The sequence below is a fragment of the Arthrobacter sp. TB 26 genome, assembly GCF_000427315.1.
In the GTDB taxonomy this organism is placed as follows: domain Bacteria; phylum Actinomycetota; class Actinomycetes; order Actinomycetales; family Micrococcaceae; genus Arthrobacter.
In genome coordinates this window covers 1-13,444 of sequence record NZ_AUPJ01000483.1, presented here as the reverse complement: position 1 = coordinate 13,444, position 13,444 = coordinate 1, and the positions used below count along the sequence as shown (strand labels likewise).

General features: G+C 64.3%; 11 protein-coding genes and 1 pseudogene. 8 read left to right on the top strand and 4 right to left on the bottom strand.

Annotated elements, in window-relative coordinates; all coding sequences use genetic code 11:
* Positions 1–240: 240 nt before the first annotated feature.
* The 5 genes from K789_RS0118825 to K789_RS0118805 all read left to right on the top strand — a co-directional run bounded on the left by K789_RS0118825 (position 241) and on the right by K789_RS0118805 (position 5,413).
* The gene (locus tag K789_RS0118825; RefSeq protein ID WP_024366784.1) at positions 241–1,374 is read left to right on the top strand and encodes a tyrosine-type recombinase/integrase; all 1,134 of its coding nucleotides are present in this window, start codon (positions 241–243) and stop codon (positions 1,372–1,374) included.
* Entirely contained in the window at positions 1,371–1,715 is a 345-nt protein-coding gene (locus tag K789_RS0118820; protein WP_024366785.1) for a helix-turn-helix domain-containing protein, read from the top strand. The genes K789_RS0118825 and K789_RS0118820 overlap by 4 nt, the downstream gene beginning before the upstream one ends.
* Before the next feature lie 172 nt (positions 1,716–1,887).
* On the top strand, positions 1,888–3,243 hold the full coding sequence (locus K789_RS0118815) for a hypothetical protein (RefSeq protein ID WP_024366786.1): 1,356 nt from the start codon (positions 1,888–1,890) through the stop codon (positions 3,241–3,243).
* A gap of 383 nt (positions 3,244–3,626) precedes the next feature.
* Positions 3,627–4,208 (top strand): TetR/AcrR family transcriptional regulator, encoded by a 582-nt coding sequence (locus tag K789_RS0118810; RefSeq protein WP_024368105.1) that lies wholly within the window; start codon positions 3,627–3,629, stop codon positions 4,206–4,208.
* The gene (locus K789_RS0118805) at positions 4,205–5,413 is read left to right on the top strand and encodes a GDSL-type esterase/lipase family protein (RefSeq protein WP_024368104.1); all 1,209 of its coding nucleotides are present in this window, start codon (positions 4,205–4,207) and stop codon (positions 5,411–5,413) included. The genes K789_RS0118810 and K789_RS0118805 overlap by 4 nt, the downstream gene beginning before the upstream one ends.
* Positions 5,414–5,824: 411 nt before the next feature.
* On the opposite strand, the gene K789_RS0118800 is transcribed toward K789_RS0118805, so the two are convergent.
* On the bottom strand, positions 5,825–6,262 hold the full coding sequence (locus K789_RS0118800; protein ID WP_024368103.1) for a VOC family protein: 438 nt from the start codon (positions 6,260–6,262) through the stop codon (positions 5,825–5,827).
* A 97-nt stretch (positions 6,263–6,359) separates the two neighbouring features.
* Here K789_RS0118800 and K789_RS0118795 point away from each other — a divergent pair, with 97 nt between their 5' ends.
* A complete protein-coding gene (locus K789_RS0118795) occupies positions 6,360–7,172 on the top strand; it encodes an alpha/beta fold hydrolase (RefSeq protein WP_237739641.1) in 813 nt (270 codons plus the stop codon).
* Between the two features lie 581 nt (positions 7,173–7,753).
* Here K789_RS0118795 and K789_RS0118790 read toward each other — a convergent pair.
* Positions 7,754–8,554, bottom strand: a complete 801-nt coding sequence (locus tag K789_RS0118790; RefSeq protein WP_024368101.1) for an ABC transporter permease subunit — start codon at positions 8,552–8,554, stop codon at positions 7,754–7,756.
* The gene (locus K789_RS0118785; RefSeq protein ID WP_024368100.1) at positions 8,544–9,470 is read right to left on the bottom strand and encodes an ABC transporter ATP-binding protein; all 927 of its coding nucleotides are present in this window, start codon (positions 9,468–9,470) and stop codon (positions 8,544–8,546) included. The genes K789_RS0118790 and K789_RS0118785 overlap by 11 nt, the downstream gene beginning before the upstream one ends.
* Positions 9,471–9,654: 184 nt before the next feature.
* Here K789_RS0118785 and K789_RS0118780 point away from each other — a divergent pair, with 184 nt between their 5' ends.
* Both K789_RS0118780 and K789_RS0118775 read left to right on the top strand, forming a co-directional pair.
* Entirely contained in the window at positions 9,655–9,873 is a 219-nt protein-coding gene (locus tag K789_RS0118780; RefSeq protein WP_051181162.1) for a three-helix bundle dimerization domain-containing protein, read from the top strand.
* A 137-nt stretch (positions 9,874–10,010) separates the two neighbouring features.
* On the top strand, positions 10,011–11,036 hold the full coding sequence (locus K789_RS0118775; RefSeq protein ID WP_157835699.1) for a phytase: 1,026 nt from the start codon (positions 10,011–10,013) through the stop codon (positions 11,034–11,036).
* Positions 11,037–11,079: 43 nt separating this feature from the next.
* Here K789_RS0118775 and K789_RS23555 read toward each other — a convergent pair.
* A pseudogene (locus K789_RS23555) lies at positions 11,080–13,256 on the bottom strand (elongation factor G-like protein EF-G2).
* Positions 13,257–13,444 lie beyond the last annotated feature (188 nt).

The window sequence follows — 13,444 nt, the reverse complement described above, 5'->3', positions numbered from 1 at the left end:
GTAAAGAGGCTATTCGCATTTTCTGCGAATACATCCACTTCTGATAACGATCGCTCAGGAGCCGAGATCGGCCCTGACCAGGCGATTCGCTCGATTCGCCACGCGCAGGATCACCTCGGGCGAGGCGAACTGTTGTGGTTTCCTGTGTCGCAAAATCCGGGTCTGATCAGGCATTTTGTGTCTCATTGTTGCATTTTTTGCATTTTGACTGCAAAAATTGCAGTCGACATAGGAGGCTCCTTGGGTGATAAGTTCGGCGGTCTCGCGTTCCTCCCGCTGCCTAATCGAGAGCCGGATCGTGACGGGTTCCTGAGCGAGGTGCTCACCGGGTGGAAGCGATCGCACTCGGCGCAAAACTTCACCATGCAAACGACCAGGCGCCGGGTCGCATCTGTTATGCGCCTGGCGGACTTCTCGGGCAAGTATCCGTGGGAGTGGGCCCCCGTCGACGCGGACGAGCTGTTCGACCATCTTCGCGGTGTCGAGAACCTGGCCTTGTCCACTGTCCGGGCCTACCAGACGGACATCAAACTGTTTTGCGAGTATGCAACCAACCCTGAATACCCGTGGAACGAGAACTGCGGGCGCCTCTTCGGGACAACCTTTTCCCAGGTGATCACCGAGTTCAACAAAGCCAGGCACGTCCAGGATGCCGATATGGGTCCGGAGAAGCGTGCCTTTACTCTCGAGGAGCTGCAGGCCTTCTTCGACCTAGCCGACCTGGAAGTCGAACGGATCATAAACTCCGGACGCAAGGGCGCTCTTGCCGCGTGGCGTGACGCCGTCGCCTTCAAGACCGCCTACGGTTGGGGCCTTCGGCGCGACGAACTCCGTCACCTCGGCCTGGTCGATTTCTCCCGCAATGTCAAGGCTCCGTACTTCGGCGACTACGGCATTCTGCGCGTCCGGTTCGGGAAGTCGCAGAAGGGCTCCCCCAAGAAACAGCGGTCCGTGCTGACCCTCCTGGACTGGGCAGCCGAGGCGGTTGATGACTGGGTCAAACGCGGTCTTCCCCGCTACGGGCAGCCTGTCAGCGATCTCTTCCCGACTGGCCGCGGCGGCCTGGTTCCGGAAAAGAACCTCCGGGATCGGATGCGCGGATTCCTCGACGAACTCGGCTTTCCGCCGGGGCTCGACCTTCACTCCCTGCGACGGTCCTATGTCACGCACATGCAGACCGAGTACGGCTATGACACCAAGTTCATCTCGATGCAGGTTGGCCACGAGCACACAGCGACGACCACGATCTACACACTTCCCTCCCCCGACTTCGCCGCGCGCGAACTGGAACGCGTGCTCAACACAACCCTCCTGGCCAGCAACAGCAAGCTGCTGACCAAACCCACAACGCCTTCCGGAAAGGCATCACGATGAACCGTCAAATCGACTACCAGTTCCGCGTCAAGGAGCTGATGGCACGCGCCGGGATGCGCAACAGCCGCGATCTGGTCGCTCCGCTTCGGGAGCGTGGCATCACGCTCTCCGAGTCGCAGATCTACCGACTCGTCGGACAGAACCCGGACCGGATCGCCTTCCAGGTCTTGGCAGCACTTTGCGACATCTTCAAGGTCGAAGCCAACGAAATCTTTACCTACACAGGAACGGAAACCCGCACCCAGCGCCGTCGGACCGCCGTCGGCGACGGCACGGATGTCCCCCTGATGGAGGCCTACCGCCCGGTCCGCGCCCGCATTACCCGTCCCGATGAGCAGTGAGTTCAAGCCGCGCGGTCGTCCCCGATCAAACAGGACGAGCGAGGGTTGCGACCGCTGCGGGAGAACCACCGGAAAGATCCGGGTCCGCTGGCCAGACGGACGGATCTGCGGAATATGCTTCACGAACGCAACCCACCGATACGGTCAATGCCCGCTCTGCGGTGCCGACAGAATGCTGCCAGGTCGAACGGATGCGGGCGACGACATCTGTCGCGAATGCGCCGGCATCACGACGGACCTCACCTGTGACAACTGCGGCCGCGAGGCCGAGCGCTTCCGCGGGGGTCACTGCATCACCTGCGTTCTCGCCAACGATCTGACGGAGCTTCTGAGGCCGAATGACCCACCCGACCTGCGGCTCAAACGCCTTATCAAGGTATTGACCGGGGCCACGCGGCCGGAGAGCATCTACACCTGGCTGCGCAGCAACGGTGGCCGGTCCGCCGGGCTGCTCAAACGGATCGGTGACAGGGAGATCGAGCTCTCCCACCGGGCTTTCGACGAACTGCCCAAGACGCCGGCGGTCGAGCACGTCCGCGCGATCCTCACTCATAACCGGATCCTGCCCGCACAGGAAGACCGGCAGCTGGCCATGTTCGAGCAGTGGCTGGAAGAACGCCTCGACCAGCTCTCCTCGACGCCGGAAATCCACGCCCCCATCGAGCGTTTCGCCCGCTGGCATCACCTCAAGAGACTTCGGGCGGAGTCATCCGCGACGAAGAACATGAACTATGCCGTGCGCTCGGCCAAGCAGGAGATCACAGAGGCCGGAAAGTTCCTCCGCTGGCTCCTCGATGAGCACCGCCGGACAGCAGCTTCCTTCCGCCAGATACATATCGACGAATACCTCTCCGAGGGCACCTCAACCCGTCGACATATCCGGAACTTCATCCAATACCTCAAGCGGGAAACGCCGGGGAAGGACATCCAGGTCGCTGCGCGGCTGGCCAGGACGACGCCCGTCCTCAGCCAGCAGGAACGCCTGGACCTTGTCCGCAAGCTCATCGAGGCCGACAACGTCGCCTTGTCGATCCGCATCGCGGGGCTGATCTTCCTGCTCTATGGCATCCCCATCGGCAGGATCGCCATGCTCACCATCGACGACGTCGAAGTGACCGGCAAAGGCATGTTCCTCAGTCTCGGCCGGTATCCGGCACCTATTCCCGAGCTGCTGGCACCCATGTTCTGGGCCCACCTCCAGGACCGCGCCGGCCAACAGACAGTCAACCGCGATACACGCTGGCTCTTCCCGGGCGTCCGCGCAGGAGCACCCCGATCCCCCAACACCCACCTCCTGAAGCTGCGCGGGATGGGCGTCAACATCCAAGGCATCCGCAACACCACCCTGCAGAGCCTGGTCAAAGAAATTGACGCCACGTCACTTGCCCGCATGCTCGGATACAGCAAGCAGACTCTGTCCCGCCACGCGGGAGCCGCCGGCGCACCCATGTCGAGCTACGTTGTCGGCAAGAACCCCCGCTTCGCCGAAGAGCGCAGTCGCGACCAAACTGCGAACAAAACCCAGTGACAAAGCACCAGAGGGTATGACGGCGAGCATCATCGATAGAGACCCTCAGCTCGCCCACGGAGCGAGGAATAAACCCCAAAGCGATAACCCGCTTATCCAGTTGTACTTTGCGCATCTCATCAGATGAATCAATCAGGCCCTCTCCCGCGGAGTTCCGCACCAGGCCGCTCCGCCAAGGTCCAGGCGCTCCTGACCTCCGTCTCGAGCGGCCGGACTCCCCTGAACGGCACGCTTCAGATACACCTGACCGGACTCAAGAATGTGCCATGGCGCCGCGGGGGTCGGCTTAGCCATCCACCCATAAAACGTTGGCCCCGAACAAAATGGTCAGTCCAGAAACCTACGCACCTTAGGTAGTCGCCTAATATGTGTAGGATACGGTTATGCCTCGCGCCAATCTCAACGAACAGACCGTATTGCAGGCTGCGGCGGCCCTTGCCGACCGGGAGGGAATCGACGCGGTCACAATGGCCGCAGTCGCACGCACGCTCGGCGTGAAGCCTGCCAGCCTCTACGAGCACGTCCAGGGACGAACCGGCCTCAATAGCGGAATCCAGCGGCTCGTGCTGGATGAACTCGGCTCGCGTATCGGCGAAAGTGTCGCCGGACGCTCCGGGGAGGCAGCCCTCCGCGGTCTCGCCGACGCTCATCGAAACTATGCCACCGAACGTCCCGGCGCTTGGGCTGCACTACAGCGCCCGGCGACCAAGGAAACCGCGCAATCGCCGGAAGCGGCAAAGGTGGCAACCCTCATGCTGGCCGTGATCAGGGGTTACCCCATCCCGGCACATGAGCTCATCCACGCCACGCGCCTGGTCGCCTCAACTGTCAACGGGTTCCTGGCCCTGACCCGGGCCGAGGCATTTGCCCACCGCCCAGACGACCTGAACGAATCCTGGGCAGCCGCGCTCAACGGCCTCGAGCGCGCACTTGCCTCCTGGCCTACGGAAAGGACCCCCCGATGATCTCGACCCCGTTCACCATCGACGTTGTCCATGGAATCGCCACACTAGAAGCGACACCGCGCGGCATCGCCCCACACCGGCTGCCAGTCTGGGTGCGCCAGCAATTTCCTGATCCGCAGCTCCTCGCTGCGGAAGCCCAGCCCTCCGGAGTCCGCCTGACTTTCGCCACGGCTTCGTCCCGCATCGAACTTGTCACGCATCCGGCACGGGTCGCATACCGCGGCGCAAAGCGCTCGCGCGGCCGCATCGATGTCGTCGTCGACGGCGTCCTGCACACACGCGACGAACTCACCGGCGGTGACAGACTCGAGATCGACCTGCAAACAGGCGCCACCAGCGCGCACTCGGGTACGGCCCACACCACCACGGTGACGGGTCTGGGTTCGAACATGAAGCGCATCCAGATGTGGCTGCCGCACAACGAGGCCCTCGAACTCGTCGAACTCCGCACCGACGCCCCCATAGTGGCCGACGACCGTTCCCCCACGCTCTGGGTGCATCACGGCAGTTCCATCAGCCACGGATCAAACGCACTGGCGCCGACCGAGATCTGGCCAGTTGTCGCCGCACAAACGGCACGTGATGTGGAGCTGCGTAACCTTGGCCTGGGCGGCAGCGCCCTGGTCGACCCGTTCCTCGCCCGGGTCATCCGCGACGCCCCGGCTGATCTCATCAGCGTCAAGCTCGGTATCAACGTCGTCAACTACGACTCCATGCGGCTGCGTGCCTTCGTGCCGGCAATCCACGGCTTTTTGGACACCATCCGCGACGGGCACCCCGACACGCCTCTCCTTCTCATCTCCCCCATCTTCTGCGGCATCCATGAAAACACCCCCGGGCCGGGATCGATTGATACCGACACCTTAGGCACCGACGACGTGCAGTTCATCACCACTGAGACTCCCGGCAACACCGCGCAGGGACGCCTGACGCTCGAAGTGATCCGCGATGCGCTCCGTTCGGTCGTCGAGCACCGAGCAGACGACCCGAACCTTCACTACCTCGACGGTCTCGAGCTTTATGGACGGGCCGACGCCGACGCACTGCCGCTGCCCGACGGCCTGCACCCGAGCGCCGCCGCGCACAGCCTCATTGGACACCGCTTCGCGGAACGCGCCTTCGCCCCTGGCGGTCCATTCGGCGCATCACGCTCGTCGGGCGAGAACTCCGGCGAGCCTTCGTCAACACCAGTCAGAAGGACGTAACCGACCTGCCCGCCAGATTCAACAACGCCGGCTGGGACCAACTCGATTGGGGAGACTGTCAGCACCTTTCAGACCGAAAGGTCGGTCGCGTAGCGGAAGAATGGCGGCGGGTTCGGCTGTAGAACCCTGACCTCCAAACGCCTCCGCTGACAATTTGGCGTCTGTTGATTACTCAGACGCTTTCCCTGATCCCCCGTCATGCCTCAGCACTACGTTGGCCACGAACTGCGTGTCCTGCACCGCCCGCATTCCCCCATCGCCGGCTATGAGAGCAGCCCCGCTCCCCCGCTAATCCAGGTCCCGGACCGTTCCGGGTCGCCAATTTCGGCATGGCCATTTTGATTGGCATTCAATTCCGGGGCCTTACGGCCTGAGACCTGGCACCACAGGCCAATTGGGCCAAACCGGGTGTCAGTCTTTCTTCAGTTTCTCGGCGAGCATCACAATGATTCCGCTGGGACCGCGGAGGTAGGTGAGTTTGTATTCGTCGCCGTATGTCGCCACGCCGCGTAGCGGATGGCATCCGTGCTTCGCAGCTACCTCAAGGGCTTTGTCGATGTCGTCGACGGAGAAGGCCACGCGGTGCATGCCGATGTCGTTGGGACGGGTTGGGTTCGACTCGATCGCTTTGGGGTGGATGTATTCGAAGAGTTCAAGTCGACCATGACCGTCTGGGGTCTGGAGCATCGCAATGTTGGCGTGGTTGCCATCAAGCCCGACGGCAGTGTCGGTCCACTCGCCGCTGACCGTGTCACGGCCGACGACCGTGAGCCCGAGGTCGGTGAAAAAGGCGATTGCTGCTTCGAGGTCGCGAACGGCTATGCCGACGTTCTCCAGTTTGATGGCCATGCGTTGAAGCTACCAAGGCGGACCGATTAGCTCCAGTGGCGAGCCGGGACTCGACCGAACAAGCTCCGGGAGCCACTGGGCGACTCGCGTCGTCGGCATGGATCATTACGATGTCGGTATGGAGTGCCGCATCAACGAAGTCTTGGTCCATTACGTCGAGCATGGCGGCGGCGTGCCGCTCGTTGCGCTACACGGTGCCGGTGTTGATCATCGCGAGATCGAGGCGGCGATCGAGGCCATCGTTCCCGGCACGGGATACCGGCGGATCTATCCGGATCTGCCGGGGATGGGCCTCTCGACGACCGACGGCCTGGCCTGCAACGACGATGTGGTGACGCTGATCGGCGATTTCATCGATCACCTCGGCGCGGGACCGGTGATGCTGCTCGGGCACTCCTATGGCGCCTATCTGGCTCGTGGAGCGGCGGCACGGCGACCAGATACGGTGCTCGGTCTGGCGTTGTTGTGCCCCGTCGGCGAGCAGTCACGAAACGTTCCCGGCCACGACGTGGTCCGCCAGGACGCCGACGCGTATGACGAACTCGAACCTGCCCAGCGCGCGGGGTTCGACGAGTACTTCGTCCTGCGCACCCCGGCCACCGCTCGCCGCTACCGCGACCGCGTTGTGCCGGGTACGACGCTTGTGGACGAGGCTGCGCTGGGGCGCATCTTCGCCCGTTGGACGGTCGACGTCGGGTCGAGCGCGTTCTCGGCGCCGACCTTGGTCGTGGCGGGACGACGCGATTCGGTCGTCGGGTACGCCGACGCGGCTGAATTGCTCGAGCGCTACCCGCGCGCCACCCTGGCAGTCATCGAGGACGCCGGCCACGCGGTCATGCACGAGCGGCCCGAACTACTCGCCGCGTTGTTAGGCGATTGGCTCGATCGGGCTCGACCAGAAGACAAATGACCGACCCCGCTGCAACTCATCAGGGCGTGACCGACAAGAGACCTGGGACGCCCGGACGTATGCTGTGTATTTGCCACCGTCCTTTGTGTTCCAATGCGGTAATCGAAGCAGGCACGTTCCATGTCGACTTTGCTTGAGAGGCAGTGCCTGTGATCGAAGCGGCCGCTTTCGTCATCAATGCGTCTGGCCATGTCGTGGACTTCGTCGTGGAGCCCCTTCGGAAGTACGCGCGTCCGGATGGGAAGACATCCACGAGGTGTCCCTGATGTTCCCCGAGGGGCGGGCCTGCTTCAATGAGCCCACTGGCTGGGAGATGAAAGACATCGGCACCATCACTCAAACTGCGGCTGTCCCATTTCCTTCAGTTGACGTGCCATCAAACGCGCAGGCGACCCCGCCTGACCGCTGAGTGTCAATTTCCGTCGGACCGCGAGAGGAGGCGTCAACGCAGCAGCCGCAACCGTTCGGTGCAGACGACTTCGATGCAAACGCCAGGTTGTGCACGCCGCTTCGACCAACCAAGTGTTCAGAGCCGGCTGCACAACCCCGTACCTTCGGCCCGATACGGCAGCACCGTCCCCTCAGGCCCCGACGTCCCGGCGGCGGAATCCCAAGACCGCCAGTGCCAGCAGCACCAGGGCGGTTGTCGTGGAAATTGCCAGGCTTCCGCCATCCAGTCCTTGGCGCAACGGGTCATGGCCGATGTACTGATAAAAGGGTGAAAGTTTTTGGATCCTCTCAAGCCACTCCACCAGGGGCGCCAAGCCATTGACCACATAGGCCACCACGGCCACCACGGCAGGCACGCCGCGGCTGATCCCGGTCCGTCCCGTCGACGCGGACAACGCCAGGGCCAGGCTGCCGAAGACCACGCCGAGCAGAGCAAGGTGCAGCATGGTTGCGGCCACCGTGCTTACAGCCAGGTCGAGATCGACGAGTCTTCCTTCTGCTACCAGCGCCAAGCCCATGACAGCCGCAAGCAGGAAAGTTCCCGCGCTCATGGCCAGGAATTTATCCAGGATTACGCGGCTCCTGCTGACCGGGTTGGAGAGCAGCAGGTCCAGGGTGTGCCGATCTTCCTCGGCGCCGACGGCCCCGGCGCCTGCGCCAATCGCATACATCAGGACGGCGATGGGTGCCATGAAGGACAACAACTCCACCTGGACGTAGCCGGTAGGGGTGGACATGTCCGCTCCAGAGGACGCGAACAGCGAGCGGAACGCCTCCGGCATCTGGTCAAGGAAGTCGCTCATGGAGGGCTCGTCACGGACTGTGGGCCAGATTGCGACATACATGGCGACGAGCAATGCCAGGGAGATTGACCAGCCAAGCAGGCCCCGGGCCTGGTCGCGCAGGGTTTTGGTCAGGACGCTAGTAAGCATCCGCGCCGTCTTTTCCGTCGTATTCGGAACCGTAGTAACTCAGGAACGTCTCTTCGAGCGGAGCTTCGGCGCACTCGAAGTCCACCACCTGCCGCCCGCTGACCCTTTTGAGCAGAGCATCCAGTGACGACTGAGGTGCGCTGCACGACAGCGTGCGCTGATTCACCACCAGGTCCCGGACACCGGGAAGGCCGGCGTAGTCGGAAGCGGAAATGTCTTCCGCGAAGCTTGCGCGCACCTGGTGCAGCGATCGTGCGGCCAGGTCCTGCAGCCGTTCGACCGCCACCAGACGTCCTCGCCGCACCACGCCGATCCTGTCCGCAACACGTTCCACTTCGCCGAGGACGTGGGAGGAGAGCAGGACGGCACCGCTGCTGGCAGTGTGCTCGCGCAGGAGCGCATGGAACACTTGCTGCACCAGGGGGTCGATGCCGCTGGTGGGTTCGTCGAGCACCAATAGCCGGGGGCTGGACATCATAGCCAGGACCACGGCGAGCTTTTGCCTGTTCCCGCGCGACAACGTCCTGGCGGGCTGATCAAGGTCCAAGTCAAGCCGATCGGCCAGCTCCGCTGCCCGCTTCCCGTCATCGCGGCGGCGAAGGTGCGAACAGTAGGTCACATGGTGGCGTCCGGTAAGGCGGTCATAGAGGGCCGGCTCACCGGGGACGTAGCCCACCAGCTTGTGAACCTCAACCGGCTGATGCCAGCAGTCCCGTCCCAGGATTTCCGCCTTGCCCGAGGTCGGCTGCAGCATTCCCATCAGCAGGCGGATCGTTGTGGTCTTTCCGGCGCCGTTCGGGCCCAGGTAACCAAAGACTTCGCCGGGGCCGATGGTGAGGCTGACGCCGTCGAGTGCGATGTTTTTGCCAAAGCGTTTTCTGAGGTCGATGAGCCGCACCATGACATCCGCACACATGAATTCAGTATCACGGCCACCTCCGGCCTGCCGCAGAGGCTTTCGACCCGAGCGGCGCACCTGCTGCGTCGCGGGAGCCCGGAAGAGATTTCCAGTCGTCGGGATATCCGGTGCTGGTGCCACGCATGGGGGCTCTGACTGAGGGTTGATTGACGTCGATGTCGGCCTGACTCACAATGTGTGGGTGAGCGATGAACATAAAGACCCGATCATCGGCAAGGTTGTAGACCGGCTGGCCGACCGCTTTCCCACAGCTCCCCGGCACCGCATAGAAAGCATTGTCGGAGAGGAATATGACTCTCTGGATACCGGCAGGATCAGAATTTATATCCCCACACTGATCGAAAACAGCGCCCGGACCAGACTTCACCGCGAGGTTTTCCGGGAATCCGTCCAGGACTAGATCCCCCTATGGCCGGCCACGCCCGATCCTTGCCAGCGCTGCTCGCGCTCGCGGCGTTGGGCGCCCCCGTCCTTCTTGGTTGCGGACCCGGCACAGCCCCACCCAGTCCCCCGCCGGGCCGAAGCGCTGCCGCAAGCGTGACTGCTCACCCGAGGCCGGATCCCGCAACGCAATCCCCCACCCCGGCGCTGGCCGATCCGAAGGCAGTGCCCGCGCTCGAGACCGAGGGCTTTTCGGGGTCGGGCGATATTTCAGACGACTCCGCGATTTGGATCGATCCGGCAACACCATCGAACAGCGTGGTGATTGCGGACAACAAATCGAAGTCGGGCGGTGGCATCGGTGTCTTCGACATGGGCGGAAAACTCCTCCAGTTCCGGCCGGACGGGATGATCGGGAACGTGGACCTGAGGGCCGGTTTCCCGTTGTCGGGGTCGTCGTTGGTTCTGGTCGGCGGAAACAACCGGTCTGACAACACGGTGGCGCTGTGGGCCCTGGACACTGCAACAAGGACCTTGTCTCCGGTCCAGGCCAGAAGCATCGGGACCGAGGCGCCCAACTACGGTTTCTGCATGTACCACAGCAGGGCCAGTGGAAAGTTCTATGCCTTTGTCACGCCCAGCGGGCCGGGCTCGATCCAGCAATTCGAGTTGGCGGACAACGGGGCCGGCAAGGTGGACGCCACGCTTGTCAGGTCGCTGCCGATCAGCAGCATTACCGAGAGCTGTGTCGCTGACGACGAGCTCGGGCAGCTGTACGTGGGCCAGGAGGACGCCGGCGTCTGGAAGTACGGCGCGGAACCTGACGCGGGGGCGGATCGCAGGTCCGTGGACGTGGTGGGGGCAGGCCGGCTGGAAGCGGATATCGAGGGGATGAGCATCGCCTACGGCGCGGATGGAGCCGGCTATCTCTTCGTGTCCAGCCAAGGAAACTCCACCATCGCCGTCTATGACCGCTCCGGCAGCAACCTATTCCTCAAGTCGTTTGCGGTGGACGCCAACGGTTCAGTCGACGCCGTGACCGGCACGGACGGCCTGGACGTCACCACCGGCAACGCCGGACCACAGTTCGAGCAGGGACTGCTGGTGGTCCATGACGAATCCAACGCGGACGGTGCCACGTCCAACCTCAAGTACGTCCCCCTCAGCGCCGTCCTCCGCTGACAACACTGTGCGGGGCCGGGGCTCCGCCCTCCGGAACAGCACCTCAGTCCTTCGTGGCGGCACGGGCGGCCGCCGCGGGCACCGGTTCGTGGCGCAGGTATCTCCGCTCGAAGCGGCCGCTCCCCGCGGTCAGGGCCCGCAGCTCGATCGCGTACCGCAACAGCTCCTGGTCCGGCACTTCTGCCGTGATTTCCGTCAGGTCTCCCCCGGCCGACGTCGATCCGGTCAGTCGCGCGCGGCGCGACGACAGGTCACTCATTACCGCCCCCACGTGTTCGTCCGAAACGCTGATCGTCACGGCCGAAACGGGCTCCAGCAGCTGGATGCGCCCGGCTGCCGCAGCCTCCCGCAACGCCAGTGCCCCGGCTGCCTGAAAGGCCGCATCCGACGAGTCCACGCTGTGGGCTTTGCCGCCGATCAGGGTCACCCGGATGTCCACCACCGGGAAGCCGGCGGAGACCCCCTTCCGCATCTGTCCCCGCACACCTTTTTCCACCGAGGAGATAAAGGGTCCCGGGATGACTCCCCCCACGGTCTTGTCCACGAAGTCAAACCCGCCGCCACGTTCCAGCGGTTCAACCTCGATGTCACAGACGGCGTACTGGCCATGGCCCCCTGACTGCTTGACGTGCCGGCCGTGGCCCGCGGCCGGCCCGGCAAACGTCTCGCGCAAAGGGATGACAACGTCGACAGTCTGCAAGTTGACCCCCTGCTCCCGCAGCCTGCCCAGGACCACGTCGGCATGCGCCTCCCCCATGCACCAGAGGACCAGTTGGTGCGTCTCGGAGTTTCGTTCCACCCTGAGCGCCGGGTCGCCGGCCGCGACCTTTCCCAGGCTCCTGGCCAGGGCGTCCTCATCGCCATGGGAGGCGGCTTCGATGGCGACCGGCAGCAACGGTTCCGGCATCTCCCACGGCTGGATCAGCAGCGGCATTTCCCTGGCTGAAATCGTGTCGCCGGTCTCGGCGGGGCCGACTTTGGTGAGGGCACAGATGTCCCCGGCCACGCCGTATGGCACCGGCCGCAAGCTGGCACCCAGCGGCGAGTACAGATGTGTGACACGCTCATCGCTGTCGTGGTCGGCGTGGCCCCGCTCCGCGAGGCCGTGCCCGGACACATGGACGGCCGTGTCCTCCCGCAGCGACCCGGAGAAGATCCTGACCAGGCAGACGCGGCCCAGGAACGGGTCGGTTGTGGTCCGCACCACCTCGCCGAGCAGCGGCCCGGCAGGGNCTCCGGCGAGGCGGCCGGGCTGCCGTCCAGGTGCGACACCGCCGGCCGCTCATGTTGGGTTGGATCAGGAAAGGCCTGTGTCACCACGTCCAGGAGTTCCGCCAGCCCGACGCCGGTTTCGGCGGAGGTCGCGAGCACCGGATGGAAGGACCCCCGGGCCACTGCTGTCGCCAGGTCGCTGACCAGGATATCCGGGGGGATCTCCTGGCCTCCGAGGTACCGGTCCATCAACGTTTCGTCCTCGCTTTCAGCGATGATGCCTTCGATGAGCGCGCCACGCGCGGCCTCCGAGCCAGCACGTTCGACGTCATCGGCGTTCCGGTACACGGACGGCGCGTCGCCCGTAGGCCGTTCCGAAACGGTGCCCGGGAGAAGACCCAGCAGTCCGGTGATCCCGCCGCCGTCGCTGACCGGAAGGTAGAGCGGCAGGACCGCATCGCCGAAGGCCCGCTGGCATCTCGCCAGGGCCGCGTCGAAGTCCGCCCTGGGGTGGTCCAGCCGGCTAATCACGACGGCCCGGGGAACCCCGGCACGCTGGCACTCTCCCCACAGGGCTGTGGTCGAAGCATCGATGTCGTCAACCGTCGAGACGACGAACAGCGCCGTGTCCGCCGCCCGCAGCCCGGCGCGGAGTTCCCCGACGAAGTCCGGATAGCCCGGCGTATCAAGCAGGTTCACTTTGATGCCGCCCGCCACCAAGGGCACCACGGAGAGAGCGACGGAGCGTTGCTGGTGGACTGCGGCCGGCTCAGAGTCACTCACGGTGGTGCCTTCGGCGATGGAACCCTTTCGCGAAATCGCACCGGTTTCGGCAAGCAGCGCCTCGGCCAGCATGGTTTTGCCGGATCCCGAGCGGCCAACCAGCGCCACGTTCCGGATCTGCTCCGGCTTTTCCGGCGGCAGGGTGTCGGCGGCATCGGCCCGCCGGAGTTCGGACGTGCCGCGGGCGGCCGCCTTCGCGGGGACCCTGGCGTCTTTCGCAGGCATGGGAACCTCCTGGGTTGCATCCCCGGGGCCGGTCGGGCCGCCAGCCTCCCGGCAGCGTGGGGTTGTCTACTTGGATTTGACACCCTGGGACGTCCCGACGGCAAGACGCAATGGCCAGCGCCGCCGCAGCGCCGAGGCAGGAGCGGACCTGGCGCCCGGCTAGGCTTGGATGTATGCCTTCCGCAACG

Coding starts and splice junctions, on each gene's coding strand:
- K789_RS0118820 (WP_024366785.1), top strand. CDS start 1,371: ATGAACCGTCAAATCGACTACCAGTTCCGCGTCAAGGAGCTGATGGCA.
- K789_RS0118815 (WP_024366786.1), top strand. CDS start 1,888: ATGCTGCCAGGTCGAACGGATGCGGGCGACGACATCTGTCGCGAATGC.
- K789_RS0118810 (WP_024368105.1), top strand. CDS start 3,627: ATGCCTCGCGCCAATCTCAACGAACAGACCGTATTGCAGGCTGCGGCG.
- K789_RS0118805 (WP_024368104.1), top strand. CDS start 4,205: ATGATCTCGACCCCGTTCACCATCGACGTTGTCCATGGAATCGCCACA.
- K789_RS0118800 (WP_024368103.1), bottom strand. CDS start 6,262: ATGGCCATCAAACTGGAGAACGTCGGCATAGCCGTTCGCGACCTCGAA.
- K789_RS0118795 (WP_237739641.1), top strand. CDS start 6,360: ATGGATCATTACGATGTCGGTATGGAGTGCCGCATCAACGAAGTCTTG.
- K789_RS0118790 (WP_024368101.1), bottom strand. CDS start 8,554: ATGCTTACTAGCGTCCTGACCAAAACCCTGCGCGACCAGGCCCGGGGC.
- K789_RS0118785 (WP_024368100.1), bottom strand. CDS start 9,470: ATGTGTGCGGATGTCATGGTGCGGCTCATCGACCTCAGAAAACGCTTT.